This window comes from Sphingopyxis terrae subsp. terrae NBRC 15098 (assembly GCF_001598815.1).
GTDB lineage: Bacteria > Pseudomonadota > Alphaproteobacteria > Sphingomonadales > Sphingomonadaceae > Sphingopyxis > Sphingopyxis terrae.
The window spans coordinates 113,296-130,733 of the sequence record NZ_BCZQ01000003.1 but is presented as its reverse complement, the minus strand read 5'-3'; the positions used below and the strand labels follow the sequence as shown (position 1 = coordinate 130,733).

General features: G+C 63.9%; 21 protein-coding genes. 13 read left to right on the top strand and 8 right to left on the bottom strand.

Annotated features, from left to right (window positions below; translation table 11 throughout):
• Positions 1-6 precede the first annotated feature (6 nt).
• The 8 genes from pspB to STE01S_RS00670 are packed head-to-tail and all read left to right on the top strand — an operon-like array spanning position 7 to position 2,647.
• Entirely contained in the window at positions 7-282 is a 276-nt protein-coding gene (pspB, locus tag STE01S_RS00705; protein WP_003040657.1) for an envelope stress response membrane protein PspB, read from the top strand.
• Between the two features lies 1 nt (position 283).
• Positions 284-664 (top strand): envelope stress response membrane protein PspC, encoded by a 381-nt coding sequence (pspC, locus tag STE01S_RS00700; protein ID WP_003040655.1) that lies wholly within the window; start codon positions 284-286, stop codon positions 662-664.
• A gap of 41 nt (positions 665-705) precedes the next feature.
• Complete coding sequence (locus STE01S_RS00695) at positions 706-1,005, top strand: hypothetical protein (protein WP_003040654.1); 300 nt, start codon at positions 706-708, stop codon at positions 1,003-1,005.
• 11 nt (positions 1,006-1,016) lie between these two features.
• Entirely contained in the window at positions 1,017-1,337 is a 321-nt protein-coding gene (locus STE01S_RS00690) for a hypothetical protein (protein ID WP_062764015.1), read from the top strand.
• A 16-nt stretch (positions 1,338-1,353) separates the two neighbouring features.
• Positions 1,354-1,602, top strand: coding sequence for a hypothetical protein (locus tag STE01S_RS00685; protein ID WP_003040649.1), 249 nt, complete (start codon positions 1,354-1,356; stop codon positions 1,600-1,602).
• A gap of 28 nt (positions 1,603-1,630) precedes the next feature.
• A complete protein-coding gene (locus tag STE01S_RS00680; RefSeq protein WP_062764013.1) occupies positions 1,631-1,900 on the top strand; it encodes a hypothetical protein in 270 nt (89 codons plus the stop codon).
• A gap of 23 nt (positions 1,901-1,923) precedes the next feature.
• The gene (locus STE01S_RS00675; protein WP_062764011.1) at positions 1,924-2,178 is read left to right on the top strand and encodes a hypothetical protein; all 255 of its coding nucleotides are present in this window, start codon (positions 1,924-1,926) and stop codon (positions 2,176-2,178) included.
• A 58-nt stretch (positions 2,179-2,236) separates the two neighbouring features.
• Positions 2,237-2,647, top strand: a complete 411-nt coding sequence (locus STE01S_RS00670; protein WP_062764009.1) for a SufE family protein — start codon at positions 2,237-2,239, stop codon at positions 2,645-2,647.
• Between the two features lie 267 nt (positions 2,648-2,914).
• Here the strand turns inward: STE01S_RS00670 and STE01S_RS00665 are convergent, their stop codons facing one another.
• The 4 genes from STE01S_RS00665 to STE01S_RS00650 all read right to left on the bottom strand — a co-directional run bounded on the left by STE01S_RS00665 (position 2,915) and on the right by STE01S_RS00650 (position 9,445).
• Positions 2,915-6,313, bottom strand: coding sequence for a TonB-dependent receptor (locus STE01S_RS00665; protein ID WP_255265842.1), 3,399 nt, complete (start codon positions 6,311-6,313; stop codon positions 2,915-2,917).
• Between the two features lie 313 nt (positions 6,314-6,626).
• Positions 6,627-7,895: an ATP-dependent Clp protease ATP-binding subunit ClpX gene (clpX, locus tag STE01S_RS00660; protein WP_003040640.1), complete on the bottom strand. Its 1,269-nt coding sequence runs from the start codon at positions 7,893-7,895 to the stop codon at positions 6,627-6,629.
• Between the two features lie 166 nt (positions 7,896-8,061).
• Complete coding sequence (locus STE01S_RS00655) at positions 8,062-8,712, bottom strand: ATP-dependent Clp protease proteolytic subunit (RefSeq protein WP_058813148.1); 651 nt, start codon at positions 8,710-8,712, stop codon at positions 8,062-8,064.
• 124 nt (positions 8,713-8,836) lie between these two features.
• The gene (locus tag STE01S_RS00650; RefSeq protein WP_255265863.1) at positions 8,837-9,445 is read right to left on the bottom strand and encodes a TetR/AcrR family transcriptional regulator; all 609 of its coding nucleotides are present in this window, start codon (positions 9,443-9,445) and stop codon (positions 8,837-8,839) included.
• 77 nt (positions 9,446-9,522) lie between these two features.
• Between STE01S_RS00650 and STE01S_RS00645 the strand changes: the two genes are divergently transcribed.
• The 3 genes from STE01S_RS00645 (at position 9,523) to STE01S_RS00635 (ending at position 11,689) form a co-directional block, all read left to right on the top strand.
• Positions 9,523-10,416: a metal-dependent hydrolase gene (locus tag STE01S_RS00645; protein WP_062764003.1), complete on the top strand. Its 894-nt coding sequence runs from the start codon at positions 9,523-9,525 to the stop codon at positions 10,414-10,416.
• Between the two features lie 150 nt (positions 10,417-10,566).
• Entirely contained in the window at positions 10,567-11,127 is a 561-nt protein-coding gene (locus STE01S_RS00640) for a hypothetical protein (RefSeq protein WP_062764000.1), read from the top strand.
• Positions 11,128-11,158: 31 nt separating this feature from the next.
• A complete protein-coding gene (locus STE01S_RS00635; protein WP_062763998.1) occupies positions 11,159-11,689 on the top strand; it encodes a GNAT family N-acetyltransferase in 531 nt (176 codons plus the stop codon).
• A 145-nt stretch (positions 11,690-11,834) separates the two neighbouring features.
• Here the strand turns inward: STE01S_RS00635 and STE01S_RS00630 are convergent, their stop codons facing one another.
• On the bottom strand, positions 11,835-12,281 hold the full coding sequence (locus tag STE01S_RS00630) for an NfeD family protein (RefSeq protein ID WP_062763996.1): 447 nt from the start codon (positions 12,279-12,281) through the stop codon (positions 11,835-11,837).
• 16 nt (positions 12,282-12,297) lie between these two features.
• Entirely contained in the window at positions 12,298-13,218 is a 921-nt protein-coding gene (locus STE01S_RS00625; protein WP_058813142.1) for an SPFH domain-containing protein, read from the bottom strand.
• A 72-nt stretch (positions 13,219-13,290) separates the two neighbouring features.
• On the opposite strand from STE01S_RS00625, the gene STE01S_RS00620 reads away from it, so the two are divergent.
• Positions 13,291-14,103, top strand: a complete 813-nt coding sequence (locus tag STE01S_RS00620; protein WP_062763994.1) for an HpcH/HpaI aldolase/citrate lyase family protein — start codon at positions 13,291-13,293, stop codon at positions 14,101-14,103.
• 83 nt (positions 14,104-14,186) lie between these two features.
• Positions 14,187-15,686: a M28 family peptidase gene (locus tag STE01S_RS00615; RefSeq protein ID WP_255265841.1), complete on the top strand. Its 1,500-nt coding sequence runs from the start codon at positions 14,187-14,189 to the stop codon at positions 15,684-15,686.
• A gap of 29 nt (positions 15,687-15,715) precedes the next feature.
• Here the strand turns inward: STE01S_RS00615 and STE01S_RS20200 are convergent, their stop codons facing one another.
• Both STE01S_RS20200 and STE01S_RS00610 read right to left on the bottom strand, forming a co-directional pair.
• Positions 15,716-15,886 (bottom strand): hypothetical protein, encoded by a 171-nt coding sequence (locus tag STE01S_RS20200; protein WP_162928171.1) that lies wholly within the window; start codon positions 15,884-15,886, stop codon positions 15,716-15,718.
• The gene (locus STE01S_RS00610; protein ID WP_003040609.1) at positions 15,883-17,256 is read right to left on the bottom strand and encodes a class II 3-deoxy-7-phosphoheptulonate synthase; all 1,374 of its coding nucleotides are present in this window, start codon (positions 17,254-17,256) and stop codon (positions 15,883-15,885) included. The genes STE01S_RS20200 and STE01S_RS00610 overlap by 4 nt, the downstream gene beginning before the upstream one ends.
• Between the last annotated feature and the right edge of the window lie 182 nt (positions 17,257-17,438).

The window sequence follows — 17,438 nt, the reverse complement described above, 5'->3', positions numbered from 1 at the left end:
GCACCGATGGAAGAAGTGATCATTGTCCCGATCGTCATCGGCACGCTCTTCCTCGGTCTGCCCTGGCTGATCCTCCACTACATCACCAAGTGGAAGCAGGCCAAGACATTGACCGGAGAGGATGAACAGCTGCTCGACGAAATGTATGACACGGCGCGCCGTCTCGAAGCCCGCCTGCATACCGTCGAACGGATCATCAGCGCCGACCATCCCGATTTCCGCCCCGCGGTTCGCAGCGATGAAGATCTGGCGCAGCTTGAAAACATCAGCAGGAGGAACTGAGATGTCCGCTAGCCGCACGAAATTCTATCTCGACAAACAGAACGCCAAATGGAGCGGCGTCTGTGCGGGCATCGCCGACTATAGCGGGATCGACGCCCTGTGGGTCCGCGTCGGCGCGGTGCTGCTGACGCTGATGGGGGGCTTCCCCTGGACGCTGATCGCCTATTGGCTCGTCGCCTGGATGGCGCAGCCGAAGCCCTTCGCGCTCTATGGCTCGCAGGAAGAGGCGAAATTCTGGCAGGGCGTGCGCTCGAACCCCAGCGCCTCGACCCGCGACATCCGCTCGCGCTTCCGCGACATCGATCGCCGGCTTGCCGATATCGAACTTTACTACACGAGCCACAACCGCCGCCTCGCCGACGAGATCGACGCACTGCGCTGATCCCGGCGACGCCCGGAACCATGGCAACAGGGAGTTGAAACATGAATTTCGGTGGTCCCGCTTTCGTCCTCGCCATCATCGGCATCTCGATGGCCGGCTGGATGTTCACCACCTGGATCCGCGCCAAACACGGCTATCCGGTTGAAAATGAATGGGGCGGCACGGTTCATCGAACCGACGCCGACGCTGATCGAAAAATCGCACTGCTGGAAAGCGACAATGCCAAGCTCGCCGGCAAGATCGTCCGGCTGGAGGAACGCATCTCGGTTCTCGAACGCATTGCGACCGACACCAACGGACAGGCGGCGCAGCTCGCCAGTCAGATAGACAGCCTGCGCTGAGGGGAATAACTATGGATTTCGTCATCCTGAAGGAAGCAATCGCGCCGGTCGCGGCGATCATCGGCCTCGCGGCAATCGGCGGCTGGATTTTCACCACCTGGTTGCGCATCAAGCACGGCTATCCGCTCGAAAACAGCTGGGGCAAGGCGATCTATCCCAAGACCAGCGACGAGGCGATGGAGCGCGTCAAGCTGATCAGCCAGGAAAATGCCCAGCTTCGCGCCGAACTCGGATCGGTCAAGGATCGCTTGGCGGTGGTCGAACGCATCGTCACCGACGAAGGCCACCGGCTGGAGCGCGAGATCGAGGCGCTGCGGCGTCCGGCGAACTGAGGAAGGAGCAGCCGTCATGAGCGACACCATCTGGATCCTGATCCCGCTTGCCCCCTTTCTCCTCGGCGGCTTCGCCATCTGGTCGAAGCACCAGCAGAAGATGATCGAGAAGCAGTCCGAACTCACCGCCGAAAAGGCCGCGCAATATGCGGCGCAGACCGAGCGGCTGGAAGCGCGCGTCCGCGTCCTCGAACGCATCGTGACCGACAAGGGAATCGACGTCGCCGACGAGATCGAGAAGCTGCGCGAAGCCCCGCTGAACTGACAAGACAAGACCGAAAGGATCACTCCCCATGAACCCCTTTGAAATGGTCATCGGCATCGTGCTGATCGTGACGATCGGCAGCATCGTCCGGGCGAAATATGGCGTCCACCGCGACCGCCGCGGCAACGAATATTTCGTCGGCAACCCCAATCAGGACGCCGAGACCAAGGCGCTGCAAGCCGAAATCCGTCAATTGAAAGAGCGCATCCAGGTGCTCGAACGGATCGCCACCGACAATAATCGCGCGGTCAGCCTCGACGAGGAAATCGAGAAGCTGCGCGATCGTTCGCACCCCTGATGTGACGAAGAAGGAGCCCTGTCATGGCCGCCATCACTTCTGACCTCGCAACCAATCTTGTCACCGCCGCGGTGGCGCTGTCCGCCCTCGGCATCGTCAGCCTCGCCGCGCTGCGCGGCTGGCGCGACTGGATCCAGCTCAAGCGCGAAGAACTCGCCGTCTGCCACAGCGTCGGCCAGGACCCCGCGGTGCCGAACGCCGGATCGCGGATCGAGATCGCCGACCTCAAGGAACGGCTGCGCAAGCTCGAAGCCATTGCGGCGGGGGTCGATCTTTGATCAGCCTGACGCCGCGAGAGGCTTTTCTTCCAACGCGCTTTCTGCCACGGCCGCGACCATGCGCAGCCTCGACGACATTTTCGAAGAATATGACTTCCTCGACGGCGACGATCGCTATCGCCTGCTGATCGATCTCGGTCGCGAACTGGAGCCGATGCCCGATCCGCTCAAGACCGATGCGACGCTGGTCCGCGGCTGTTCGGCGAGCGTCTGGGTCTACCCGCTGCCGCAGGACGGCGACCGGTTGCACTTCCTTGCCGACAGCAATGCCGCGATCACCAAGGGGATCGTCGCGCTCGTTCTCGCCGCGGTGCAGGACAAGCCCGCGACGGAGGTCGCCGCGATGGACATAGCCGCCGCGCTCGCCCCGTTCGACCTGACGCGCCAGCTGTCGTCGAACCGTACGCAGGGCGTCCCCAACATGATTGCCTTGGTCCAGGATACCGCACGGCGCATTGCCGCGAGCTGAGCGGGGGCCGTCAGACGGCCGCTAGGGACTGGTTGCTTACATTTACAGCATCGTCATGCTGAACTTGTTTCAGCATCCCTGGACTGATCTCTCGTCCGGCGCAGCACATAAGGAAAGGGCGCACCATGGATCCTGAAACAAGTTCAGGATGACGAGAATCGAAAGGCTGGAATCCACCCCTGAGCCGCGGCTACTCGTTGGGTCAAGCGGAACGAAAAAGGGCGCGGGAGTTTCCTCCCGCGCCCCATTTTCTCATCTGCCGTGCGATCAGAAGTCGTACGACACGCCCACCTTCAGGCGCCACACTGACGAGCTGACATTGATCTGGTTATCATCGTTGAACGTCGTCGTGCCGGTCGCATTCGTGAAGATATAGCGGCCCTGTGCATCGACCCCGCTGACGGCAGCCAGATCCTGACGGCCCGCGAAGTCGCGGCGGCGCTGGACGTTCCAATCCTTGTCGAGGAAGTTCAGGAAGTTGTCCATCGTCGCATAGAGCTTGATCTTGTCATTCTTGCCGAACAGCCGGCCCGGGCCGGGGATTTCCTGCGAGAAGGACAGATCGATGTCGAAATACCAGTCGTTCGAGCAGGTGTTACGCGGGACCGAGCGACCGATATATTTCTTCGCACAGTCGAGGCCGCTGGCGAAGTCGACGAGCTGCTGCACGGCAGTAGCGTTCGAGGTCGGCGAAATATTCGGGTCATTGACACCCGTCGGCAGGTAGATCAGCGCGTTGTCGGTACCCGAAACACTGTCGCCAAACACCGAACCGCCCGAGAAGGTCAGGCTGTACGGACGGCCCGAACGACCCACGAAGCTGATCCCGAGGCGGGTGCTCAGGTTGCTGAAGAATTCCTCGCGAAAATTCATCTGCGCCGTGATATTGTGCTTGCTCGAGAAGAAGCCGCGCGATTCAGCTGGATTCTGCCGATCGAACGCCGCCGTGTTGTCATAGTTCGATCCCGCCGTCGAATTATACATGTTCCGGCGATCATGCGCGTCGGTATAGGCATAGCCCAGGCTGAAGAAAACCGAACCATTGTCCGTAAACAGGCCGCGATCGAAATTCTTCGACAGGATGAACGATGCGATCTGGCTGGTGTAGCCGCCAGCGTTGGTCAGTTGCAGTTCGTCGTCGCGACCAGTGTTGAAGCAGGCTGCACTGACTCCGGTGAACGTCGGCGTCGGGTTGGCGCCGGTGAACACGGCGTTGCAGCCCGCAACCGTGGGATCGATCGCCGCATAGATCGGACGTCCGTCGATCGTAAAGCCGCTCAAACCCTTGCGGATGTCCGGAACCTGCGACAGATCGACAATGGTATAGGGGTTCCGATACCGGCTGTAGATATAGTCGAGATTGAGGTTCCAGCCGCTGAAGAAGCCGCTGTCGGCAAAGTTCAGTTCCGACGAGAAGCCGATGTTGGCGCGCAGCACCGTCGGCGACTTGATGTTCGGATTGATCGACTGTGTGTCGCCAAGGCCGGCAGCCGCCGTCGCAATGCCATCGGCTGCGATACAGGTCGGAACACCCGTGAACTGACCGCCGCTCAACACGCTGATCTGGCCGGTCGGACAGTTCGCGGACTGGCTGGTGCCCTGCGCGAAACCGCGACCGTCGTTCTGGAAGGCGTTGCCAAACCACACGAGAGGATCGCCGCCCGAGAAGATGCCGACGCCGCCACGCACCTGAGCGCGCGAGAAAACGGCAAAATCATTGAGATCATAGGTCAGCGCAAGCCGCGGCATGACTACCGGAGGCAAACGGCTGAAGCCGACGGAATTGGTGATGCCATAGCGGTTGAAGAAGTTGGGGTTATGCTTCGGGGCGCCGCCATCGTACCAGTCGGCGCGGACGCCGATCACTGCGCTCAGGCTGTCGTTGATCTGCCAGTCGTCCTGAGCATAAACCGAGTAGATGTCGCGCGTGAACGCTGCCGCGGCATCGTTGATGTTGCCGGTTGACGAGAAGTTGCCGAACGCCCCCTCGACCGCACCGCTGGCGACGTTGGTTGGCGAGTTGGTCGTATTGTTGTTGCCCGTTCCGGGCGACAACAGACCGGCGCGCAGGTCATCAATATTCTGGAAGCTGAGCGTTCCCGTGGCATTCTGCACAAACAGGTTGAACAGGTCCGCATGGTTCCATTCGAACCCGACCTTGAATTGGTGGTTGCCGGCATCCAGCTTCGCCACCGCACGGTACTGATCGACCGTCGTCTGAAGGTCGTTTGCCGAACGCGAGAAGCCGGGGCCAACTTCGACGGCACCGGGGACGCCGCCAGCGTTCGTGATACCGACGATGATGCGCGGGATCGGATTGCCCGATTGCGCTTCGCCGCCGCCGACGGGATCCTGCAGATCCTGCACTTCCGACCGCGAATAGCGCAGCTCGGTCGAGAATTTGTCCGACCATTGCGAATAGAGACGGCCCGAATAGTAGTTCGATTCGGTCCCGCTCTTATAGAAGGTGTTCAATCCGACGATCGTGTTCGCGAATGTACCGGTAGTCGCCTGATCGTCCGATCGTACCGTGCTTTCCTCGAGCCGCTGGTAGGTGGCTTCGAGGCGATGCTTGTCATTGATCTGAAGGTCGGCGCGGACAAAATAGCGATCGTTCGTAAATGGGCGATTCCGGACGAGCGGTCCCGAATCGATGCCGTAAACGTCGCGCAGAACCTGCGTGATCTCGTTGAACTGATCGACCGAAACCCCCGGGGTTTCAGTGGTGAAACCACCGCCGTTCGGACCTTCGTCCTGCGACTGGCCGGCTTCCTGATGTTCATAGGCGCCATAGATGAACAGGCGATCCTTGATGATGGGGCCGCCGAGATAGGCGCCCCAACGCTTGTCGGGCTTGATCGAAACGACCGGGCGGTCGGCGACTTTGGTACCGCGCAAATCCGAATTGGTATATTCGAAGAAACCGCCAAAGTGATAATCGTTCGTACCCGACTTGGTCACGACGTTGATTGCGCAGCCGGTGAACGAGCCATAGTCGACGTCGAAAGGCGCGAACTGGACCTGCGTTTCGCGGACTGCGGCGTAGGGGATTGGCGTCGAGCTGCGCGACGAAAAGCCCGTGTCGTTGAGACCGTAGATATCGCCCTGGCTGATGCCATCGACGGTGAAGGCGTTGCCGCGGTCGTTGCCGCCAAGGCACGAAATGCGATCCTGACCCGAACCGCTGTCGTCACGGTCGAGGCTGACGCGCGGATCGAAACGGATAATGTCGCGAACGTCGCGGTTGAACGAAGGGGCGGCCTCAAGGAGTTCGCCCGCAAAGCTGGTGCCGGGGCCGACGGCAAGCTGCGTCACCTTGACGCGGCTGCCGGTGACGACGATCTCGCCGCCGCCTGAGGTCAGCGAGAAGACGAGGTCGGTGTTGCCCTGAAGGCTGGTGAAGATGTCCCGGAGCGTCTGGCCTTCATAGTCCGTCGCTGAAACCGAAACGCTGTAGGGGCCTCCTGTGACGAGACTGGTGGCCGTGAAGCGACCATCGCTGCCCGTGGTAATCGTGCGGGCAGCACCCGTGCGCGTATCGGTGATGATCACCGTCGCGCCGCCGATCGCGGCGCCGCTTTCGTCGTTGACCTGGCCCTGGATGCCGGTCGTGATCTGCTGCGCCTGTGCAGGCGCCGCGACGACGGTGGCGGCGCTGATAGCCATAAGGCTAGCCGCAATCGAATAACGAAGTTTCATGTCAGGATGTCCCCTATTGTGGCATTCGGCAGGCGCGCGGCTTGGGGCGCGCTTGACCTGCGAGCGCCCCTGAAGCCCGCATGTGGCACGATTGTGACAGCAAATGTGACAGTGCAAGCCGCGTGGGCGGGCTGGTACGCGAAAAGGTCAAAAAAGCGCGAATTTCCGTCGCTGCCGCAGAATTGTCGACGGGCAGCGCTGCGTTTTTTCGTGCAACTGTTGCTGCAATGCAACATTGGCAGGGGCGAAACCGCGGCGTGGGTGCGCGCCGCGACTCGACTCAGGCGGCGTCGCCCGCTTCCTTCGCCTTGTCGGCATAGACGCGCACCGGTGCCTTGCGGCCTTCGACGACATCCTTGTCGACGACGATTTCGATCACGTCGGTCAGGTCGGGCAGGTCGAACATGGTGTCGAGCAGGATCGCCTCGACGATCGAGCGCAGCCCGCGTGCCCCGGTCTTGCGTTCGATCGCCTTTTTGGCGACCGCGACCAGCGCGTCATCGGTGAAGGTCAGCGCGACTTCTTCGAGATCGAACAGTTTCTTGTACTGCTTGATCAGCGCATTCTTGGGTTCGCCCAGAATCTTGACCAGCGCGTCGATGTCGAGATCCTCGAGCGTTGCGATCACCGGCAGGCGGCCGACGAATTCTGGGATCAGGCCGAACTTGAGGAGATCTTCAGGCTCGATATTCTTGAGCACCTCGCCCGCGCGGCGTTCGTCGGGGCCGGCGACATGCGCGCCGAAACCGATCGACTTGCCCTGCAGGCGGTCGCCGATGATCTTTTCGAGGCCGGCAAAGGCGCCGCCCGCGATGAACAGGATGTTGGTCGTGTCGACCTGCAGGAATTCCTGCTGCGGATGCTTGCGCCCGCCCTGCGGCGGCACGCTCGCGGTCGTGCCTTCCATCAGCTTGAGCAGCGCCTGCTGCACGCCTTCGCCCGATACGTCGCGGGTGATCGAGGGATTCTCGGCCTTGCGGCTGATCTTGTCGATCTCGTCGATATAGACGATGCCGCGCTGCGCCTTTTCGACATTATAGTCGGACGCCTGGAGCAGCTTGAGGATGATATTCTCGACATCCTCGCCGACATAGCCGGCTTCGGTGAGGGTCGTCGCATCGGCCATGGTGAAAGGCACGTCGAGGAAGCGCGCCAGCGTCTGCGCGAGCAGCGTCTTGCCGCTGCCCGTCGGGCCGACGAGCAGGATGTTCGACTTCGCCAGTTCGACATCATCGCCGCGGCCCGAATTGGCGAGGCGCTTGTAGTGGTTGTGGACCGCGACCGACAGCACGCGCTTGGCGGTGTTCTGGCCGATCACATAATTGTCGAGGTGCTGGCAGATTTCGAGCGGCGTCGGCACCGCGCCGTCCTTGCGCGCGGCGACCCCGCCCTTGATTTCCTCGCGGATGATGTCGTTGCACAGTTCGACGCATTCATCGCAGATGAATACGGTGGGGCCGGCAATCAGCTTGCGGACTTCATGCTGCGACTTGCCGCAGAAGGAGCAGTAAAGAGTGCTCTTGCTGTCCGAGCCGCTCAATTTCGTCATAAATCTTCCTCTGGCAGCCGCAAAAGGGCGCTGCCGTCCTTCATCCTAGCCCGCGATCACCCAATTACAATATGGCAATTGGGTGACATCGGGACATGTCCAACCTGACGACGGCCCGCGAACGGGGCGTCAACAAACGCGGTTACCGAAAGCGGGTCGGCCGGCGTCAGGGCGTCGGACCTTCGCTGATTTCCTTGGGGCCCTCGTCGCCGGGGAGCGCGGGGCGGCGGTCGTAGACATGATCGACGATCCCGAATGCGCGCGCTTCCTCGGCTTCGAGGAAAGTGTCGCGATCCATCGCCTTTTCGATGTCTTTGAGCGGCTTGCCCGTATATTGCGCATAGAGGTCGTTCATCCGCTTGCGGATACGCAGGATTTCCTTGGCCTGGATTTCGATGTCCGACGCCATGCCGCGCGCACCGCCCGAGGGCTGGTGGACCATGATGCGGGCGTTCGACAGCGCGACGCGCATGCCGGGTTCGCCGGCGGCGAGCAGGAAGCTGCCCATCGATGCCGCCTGGCCGATGCACACGGTGCCGACGCGCGGGCGGATATATTGCATCGTGTCGTGGATCGCCATGCCCGCCGTGACGACGCCGCCCGGCGAGTTGATGTACATATAGATGTCCTTCTTCGGATTTTCCGATTCGAGGAACAGAAGCTGCGCGACGATCAGCGACGCCATATTGTCCTCAACCTCGCCCGTCACGAAGACGATCCGTTCGCGCAGCAGGCGCGAGAAGATGTCAAAGCTGCGTTCGCCGCGGCTCGTCTGTTCGACGACGACGGGAACAAGGGCGGCGAGCGGGTCGATCATGGAAATTTCGTCCTTCAGTATCCGGGATGCCCGCCGCGAACCGGCGGGCTGCCCCTCGGCGCCTTACATCGGCGCGTGGCGTAAGGGATTCAAGGGGGCAAATATCGCGTGCCGGCGCGCCCCGCTATTGCGGGGGTTTGCCGCCCTGTTCGGTCCAGAAGGCGGCGATGCGGCCGGTGATGAGTTCGGTGGCGAGCGTGCGCGCGGTATCGCGCGGCAGGCCCAGTGCTTCGGCCATCGGGCCGCCAAGCTGGGCATCGCCCATCGCCATCAGCACGAGCGCCAACGTGTCTTCGTGCATCAGCCGCTTTTCGTGCGCGTCGGGCGCCGTTCCGTCGATCAGGCGGTGGATGGCATCGAGGATCGGGTCGAGCGCGTCCTCATTGCCCGTCGCCGCCATCCAGGTGGCGAGCGCGCCGGCGCCGCCGCTGTCGAAGGCGTCGAAGGCAAGGTCGACGATCTCGCGCACATTGCGTTCGCCTGGCGGCGACGACGTCATCTTCGCCGCAATCGTGTCGCACACCGTTTCGGCGAGATAGGCGGCGAGCGCCTTTTGCAGCCCGGCGGCGCTGCCGAAATGGTGGAGCAGATTGGCGTGGGTGCGGTCGATGCGCGATGCCACTGCCTTCAGCGTCACGGCCTGCGGCCCCATCTCGATCAGGATCAGCCGCGCGGCTTCGAGCGCCACCGACCGGCTTTCCTCCGGGCTGAGCCGTTTCTTTGCTATTGACACCACTGTAAGTAATTCCTATTTCTTGCCCCGTCGGGCGTCCCCACGCCCTGAACCCCCTTTTCGACGGTGAGAACCATATGTCCAGCCCTTCCCGCACGCCGACGCCGCAGGATTTGTCGATCACCCCGCGCGATCGCCGCTTCGGCCGCGACGACCGACAGGGGCGCTGGTGGATGAATGGCGACCCGATCGCGTCGGTCTTTCATACCGCGCTGTCGGTAACTTTTCCGAAGGGCGAGGCGATGTTCATCGAGGCGGTGAAGGCGCACCGCGACGGCGTGCCCGAAAAGCTGGCGCGCGAAATCCGCGCCTTCACCCAGCAGGAAGTCATTCACAGCCGCGAACATGTCGTTTTCAATCGCAAGGCGGCGGAGGCGGGCTACGACCTGTCGGAGCTCGAGGCCGATGTCGGCAATGTGATGGAACTCATCAAGACGCGCCCGCCCATCGTCAACCTGATGGCGACGATCGCGCTCGAACATTATACCGCGATGATGGCGGCGATCATGCTCAAGGATTCCGCGATGTACGACGGCGCCGAGCCCGAATGGGCGGCGCTGTGGAAATGGCACGCGATCGAGGAAATCGAGCATAAGGGCGTCGCTTACGACACTTGGCTCCACGCGACGCGCGACTGGAGCCGCTGGCGGCGCTGGAAGGCGAAGTCGCTGATGATGGTCGCGATCACCGCGCGCTTCTGGCCCAAGCGCATCCGGGGCATGAAGGCGCTCTTGCGGCAGGATGGGCTGACCGGCTGGCGCGTCAGCGCGCGCATCTGGTGGTTCATGCTCGGCTACCCCGGCATCCTGCGCAAAAGCTTTGTGCCCTGGCTGGCCTATTTCATGCCGGGCTTTCACCCGTGGAACCATGACGACCGCCAGCTCATCAAGAAATTCGAGAGCGATTATGCCGATGCGGTGATGCCGTCGCATTCCTCGGCAGCGCCCGAACTGGCAACCGCCGCGGCCTGACGCCGCGGCCCGGCACCCCCGCGAAGGCGGGCGGCCGGAGGGGCCTCTCTCTCCCTCTCCGCGTCGCCGCCTTCGTGGGGGAACTGTCCCATAGCTGGACGGCTGCGGCGAAGTCCCATATCTCCTTGCTCGGGGAACAGGGGACCGTCCATGCCATCGATCTGGACCGCGACCGAGCTCGTGCAGCTCGAACTGCAACTCGCCGGACGCCAGTCGCTGCTCGAATTCGGATGCGGCGAGGCGACGCTCGTCGCCGCGCGGCAGGCCCGGCGGATCGTGGCGGTCGACGGCGATCGCGAGCGGCTCGCCGCCATCGCGCGCCGACTGGGCGAAGAGGCGGAGCGCTACACGCCCTATCAGCCCGAAATCGGCCCGGTCGATGCGGAGGGCCGGCCGACCGACCCGGCGCGCCTGCGCGATTGGCCGCGCTATCACACGCATATCTGGCGCCACCTGACGGGCAGCCCCGACGCGGTACTGATCGACGGGCGCTTTCGTGTCGCCTGCCTGTTGCAGGCGATCGTCCACTGCAAGCCCGACGCGATGCTGTTGTTTCACGATTTCAGGGACCGCGCCGCCTATCATGTCGTGCTGAACCATTGCGACGTGCTGGCGCGCGTCGATACGCTGGCGGTGCTGCGCGTCCGGCCGCAGGTCGACGGCAAGGCCGTGTTGCACGACCTGTTCGACCATTTCTTCGACCCCGATTGACCATGCCCGCCGCGCTGGGCATGTCGGCACGATGATCACCTCGCCCCCCACGATCGAAACCGCGCGGCTGCGCCTGCGCCCGCCGCATTTTTCGGACAAGCCGGTCCATATCGCGATGTGGGCCGATCCGCGCGTCACGCGCTTCATCGGCGGCGAACCGCGTGCGCCGGACGTGAGCTGGGGCAAATTTTTGAGCTCTGCCGGGCTGTGGCCGGTAATGGGCTTTGGCTATTGGGTGTTCGCCGACCGCGACAGCAATGCGCTGATCGGCATGGGCGGGCTGTCCTATTTCTGCCGCGGCATCCCCGAACTTGAGGATCTACCCGAGGCGGGCTGGGCGTTCGATGCCGACCATTGGGGCGGCGGGCTCGCGACCGAGGCGATGAGCGCGGCGCTCGGCTGGGCCGACGCGACGCTCGACGCGCCCGAGGTGCGCTGCATCATCGATCCGGGCAATGCGGCATCGGAGCGTGTCGCCGAAAAGCTGGGCTTTAGCCGCATCGGCGACAGCGACGCGCTGGGGCATGTGGTGGGGATTTATTCGCGGCCCAGGGGCGGATAATTTCTGCCTCTTCGTCACCCTGAACTTGTTTCAGGGTCCATGGCCAGCTCTTTCAACAAGCGCGGCACGGAAGGAAACGATAGCCCATGGATGCTGAAACAAGTTCAGCATGACGAATTAAACGGGGACGCAGGCGCGCTATCGATCAGACCGCCTCGACCACCAGCACGCCGCCGTCGGCGCTGACAACACGGACCTTGGCGCCTTCGGCGGCGTCGGGGCCGCGCACCGGCCATTCGCCGTCGCCAACCCGAGCGCGGCCGCGGCCGTCCTCGATCGCCGTCGTCACCGTCAGCACCTCACCGACGAGGCGGCCGCCGCGCTGGTTGAGCAGCGGGTCGGTCGAGACGATCGGATTGTCGCGCAGCCATTTGCGCGCGCCATAGAGGATGATCACCGCCAGCACGGCGAAGATGCCGAGCTGAAGCGGCACGCCGATCGGCAACACCCACGCGACGACGCCGGTGATAACCGCCGCGCCGCCGAGCCAGATCAGGAAAAAGCCGGGCGCGATGATTTCGGCGGCGGCAAGCAGGACGCCGAGCGACAGCCACGCCCAGTGCGGTTCCATATTGGCGATAAAGTCGGGCATATCCGCTTCCCCTGCCTCAGCTTGCCTTGCCGCGTTCGATCGCGTCCTTGGCGAGTTCGCCGATGCCGCCCAGCGTGCCGATGAGCTGCGTCGCCTCGACCGGGAACAGGATCGTCTTGGCATTGGGGCTGGTCGCGAACTGGCTTACCGCCTCCACATATTTTTGCGCGATGAAATAGTTGATCGCCTGCGCATTGCCGCTCGCGATCGCGTCGCTGACCATCTGTGTCGCCTTGGCTTCGGCTTCGGCCTCGCGCTCGCGCGCTTCGGCGTCGCGGAAGGCGGCTTCGCGCCGCCCTTCGGCCTGCAGTATCTGGCCCTGTTTCTCGCCCTCGGCGCGCAGGATTTCGGAGGCGCGCAGCCCTTCGGCCTCCAGGATCGCGGCGCGCTTTTCGCGCTCGGCCTTCATCTGGCGCGCCATGGCGTTCGAAATGTCGGCGGGCGGGCGGATGTCCTTGATCTCGACGCGGGTGATCTTCACCCCCCATGGCGTCGTCGCATCGTCGACGACATGCAGCAGGCGCGCGTTGATCTCGTCGCGCTTCGACAGCGTCTCGTCGAGGTCCATCGACCCCATCACGGTGCGCAGGTTGGTCGTCGTCAGGTTCATGATCGAGAGGTACAGGTCGCTGACCTCATAGGCCGCCTTCGCGGCGTCGAGCACCTGGAAAAAGACGACGCCGTCGACCGCGACCATCGCATTGTCCTTGGTGATGATTTCCTGCCCCGGGATGTCGAGCACCTGCTCCATCATGTTCACCTTTCGACCGACGCGGTCGAAGATCGGCATGATGAAGTTGAGGCCCGGCTGCGCGGTGTGCGTGTAGCGGCCGAAGCGTTCGATCGTATAGGCGAAACCCTGCCGCACCGGCGTCAGCGCCCAGATCAGAAACACCAGCGCCAGCACCACCAGTGCAAGTGCGAAATACATGATCATCCCCTTTGCAAATTCGATCGCAATCCCGCTTCCTTATTGCGGCAATGGTCCGGCTGCGCCACAGAAAAGCGCATGACCCATGCCGCTTTCGCCCCGCGCTCGCTCCTCTATGTTCCCGGCTCCAACGCCCGCGCGCTCGAAAAGGCGGGCGGGCTCGCCGCCGATATGCTGATCATCGACTTGGAAGATGCGGTGCCCGCGGAGCGCAAGGCAGAGGCACGCGCGGCGATGCGCGCCGCGGTGACGGCGGGCTTTGCGGGCAAGCGCGTCGCCGTGCGCGTCAACGCCAGCGGCAGCGCCGAGCAGGCAGACGATCTTGCGGCGCTGGACGGGCTCGCGCTCGACGCGGTGGTGCTGCCGAAGGTCGACGCGCCCTCGGACCTCGACCCGCTGCGCACGCTGGGGCTACCGCTGCTGGCGATGATCGAAACGCCGACGGCCATCTATGCGGCACAGGGCATCGCCGCCGACGCGGCGGTGCAGGGGCTGATCGCCGGGCTCAACGATCTGGCCTTTGAGCTCAAACTGCCCGACGGCATGGATCGCGGCGCGATGAGCCATGCGATCCAGGCGATCGTGCTCGCGGCGCGGGCGGGCGGCGTGTGGTGCTTCGACGGCGTCTATAATGCGATCGACGATGCGGAAGGCTTTGCGGCCGAAGCGGGCGAGGGGCGGCGGTTCGGCTTCGACGGCAAGACGCTGATCCACCCGTCGCAGGTGGATCCGTGCAACCGCGCCTTCGCCCCGTCGCCGCGCGAGATTGCCGCTGCCGAGGCGCTGGTCGCCGCCGCAACCGGCGGTGCGCAGCGGCACGCGGGCCATATGATCGAGGATATGCACGTCGCGGCGGCGAAGGCGCTGCTGGAACGGGCGCGCCCGCAATAGCGGTTCATCCTTCCGTCAACGCCGTTCATCGTTCGACGAACGCGCCTTGCCGCTTCGGCATCGCCATGCCATCGGGCACATCCATGACATTGTCGCCATTTCGCGCCGCCGTTGCGGCCGCCGCCCTGATTGTTGTCACGCCCGCCGCCTATGCGAAGGGCGATGCGCCCGTCGCCGAAGCCGATCTGGCGCAGCATATCCGCGTTCTTGCGAGCGATGCCTTCGAGGGCCGCGGTCCGGGTACCGAGGGCGAGGACCGCACCATCGCCTATATCGTCGGCGAATGGGCAAAGGCTGGGTTGCAGGCGGTGCCGGGCAGCGACACGCCCTGGCTGCAGCCGGTTCCTTTCGTCGAAACGCAGACGACGGGCGGAAGCGCGCGGTTCAAGGTAGCCGGCCAGCCCTTCGCGATCGGCGATGACGGGATCATCGTCACCGGCAGCGAGGCGTCGGTGGCGCTGGCCGATACGCCTCTCGTCTTCGTTGGCTATGGCGTCGATGCGGCGGGCCGGGTCAACGCCGATGTCGCGGGCAAGGTCGCGGTCATGCTGTTCGATACGCCGCCCTTCGGCGACAAGCTGCCGCGTTACCGCGAGCGGCGCCAGATGCTCGCGGACGCGGGCGCAGCGGGCGTATTGATCGTCGCGCCGGATTCGATGCCGTGGAGCGAGATTCGCGAAGGCCTGGGCGCGAAGACTGTGCGCATGGGATCGGCGCCGGCAGGACCGAAGATCAGCGGCTATATCGCGCCGGCGGCGCTCGATGCCATGCTCGCCAAGGCGGGACAGAGCGGCGAGGCGCTGCGTGCGGCGGCCGGGGCGGGCGACTATCGCGGCGCGCTGCTGCCGGTGACGGGCGATTTCACTGCGACCGCAGCGGTGCGCAATTTTGCCAGCAACAATATCGTCGCCAAGCTGCCGGGCGCGAAGCCCGACGGCAAGGCAGTGCTGTTCCTCGGCCATTGGGACCATCTGGGCATCTGCCGGCCCGAAGGCACCGCCGATCGCATCTGCAACGGCGCGGTCGACAATGCGAGCGGGATCGCGGTGCTGATCGAAGTGGCCAAGCGCCTTGCTGCGGGGCCGCGTCCCGACCGCGACATCTATTTCCTCGCGACCACGTCGGAAGAGAAGGGGCTGCTCGGCGCGCGCTGGTTCGCCGACCATCCGGTGGTGCCGCTGTCCGACATCACTGTCGCGCTCAACATCGACACTATCGCCATTTCGCCGCGCGGCACCCCGGTCGCGACGATCGGGCGCGGCAAGCCCGCCTATGACGCGGTGGTGCGCGACGTTGCGACGGCGCTCGGCCGGACGATCGACAGCGACGGCGAGGCCGATGCCTTCGTCCAGCGGCAGGATGGCTGGGCGCTCGGCGCCAAGGGCGTCACGTCGCTGATGGTCGGCGGCAGCTTTTCGGACATGAAACTGCTCGAGGCGTTTCTCAGTAGCGACTATCATCGCCCCGCCGACGAATTTTCGGACAAGGTACCGCTTGGCGGCGCGGCCGAGGATGCCGATCTCCATGTCGCGCTTGGCCGCGCCTTCGCCGACACGAAGCGCTGGCCGGGAACGGCAGACTAGGACTTAGCTCCGGCGACGCCGCGCGCCGCTCAGCGAGTCAGCACGAAATAGGCGACGTAGAACCAGCTGAAGATGCCATGGATGATCGCCCACAGCACCGATTTGTGGGTGGTGAAGCTGATCGCCATCGCCAGCGCGCTGCCGAAGCCGACCCCGTTGCGGATCACTTCCTTCTGCACGATGACGCGGCGTTCGCTCATGCGGCCTGCTTCGCCCGGTCGGTCATTTCCTGATTGAGCATTTCTGCGAGCAGGAAGGCAAGTTCGAGGCTCTGCCCGGCATTGAGGCGCGGGTCGCAATGCGTGTGGTAGCGATCGGCAAGGTCCATCTGCGTCACGTCCATCGCACCGCCGGTGCATTCGGTGACATTCTGGCCCGTCATCTCGATATGGATGCCGCCGCCATGCGTGCCTTCGGCGCGGTGGACCGCGAAGAAGCCGCGCACTTCGGCGAGGATGCGCTCGAATGGGCGCGTCTTGTAGCCATTGCCCGTCTTGATGACATTGCCGTGCATCGGATCGCACGACCACACGACCGGGTGCCCCGACGCCTTCACCGCGCGCACCAGCGCCGGCAGATGCGCCTCGATCTTGTCGTGACCATAGCGCGTGATCAGCGTCATGCGGCCGGGAACATGCTGGGGGTTCAGCGTATCGAGCAGGCGCAGCAGCTCGTCGGGGTCGAGGCTGGGGCCGCATTTCATGCCGACCGGATTGCCGATGCCGCGCAGATATTCGATATGCGCCGACCCTTCGAAGCGGGTGCGGTCGCCGACCCACAGCATATGGCCCGACGTGTCGTACCAGCCGCCGGTCAGACTGTCTTGCCGGGTCAGCGCCTGCTCATAGGGAAGCAGCAGCGCCTCGTGACTGGTGTAGAAGCTCGTGCCCTTGATCTGCGGCACCGTTTCCGGCGTCACGCCGCACGCTTCCATGAAGGCGAGCGCTTCGGAAATCCGCGCGGCGGTTTCCTGATATTTCTTAGCCCAAGGGCTGCGGTCCATGAAATCATGCGTCCAGGCGTTGACCTGATGCAGATTGGCATAGCCGCCGTTCGCAAAGGCGCGCAGCAGGTTGAGCGTCGCCGCCGACTGGTTGTACGCGCGGATCATGCGCTGCGGATCGGGGGCGCGGCCTGCGGCTTCGAAAGCGATGTCGTTGATGATGTCGCCGCGGTAGCTTGGCAGCTCGACGCCGCCCACTTCTTCCATGTCGGCCGAGCGCGGCTTGGCGAACTGGCCCGCCATGCGGCCGACCTTCACGACGGGCATCTTCGACGCGAAGGTTAGCACCACCGCCATCTGCAGCAGGACGCGGAAGGTGTCGCGGATATTGTTCGGATGGAATTCGGCAAAGCTCTCGGCACAGTCGCCGCCCTGAAGCAGAAACGCCTTGCCTTCCGCAACGCGGCCCAGCTCGCTGGTCAGCTCGCGCGCCTCGCCGGCAAAGACGAGCGGCGGATAGCCGGCAAGCTCGCGCTCGGCGGCCGCGAGCGCGGCTTCGTCGGTGTAGGTCGGCAGCTGGCGGGCTTCGTGCGAGCGCCAGCTTTGCGGTTGCCATTGGTGCGTCATATGCGGTCTTCTTACATTTTCTGCGTCAAAATCGATTCGCCGGGTGCCTTGGCGCGATTGCCCCGCCAAAGCAAGCGCGGGCGATAAAATTAGCATGATGGCGGCTTTTGCGCACCTATGCTTTTCTTCATTGCAAAAAACTGTTAGTTTCTTTCGCAAATCGGGACGCATTTACGGGTCGC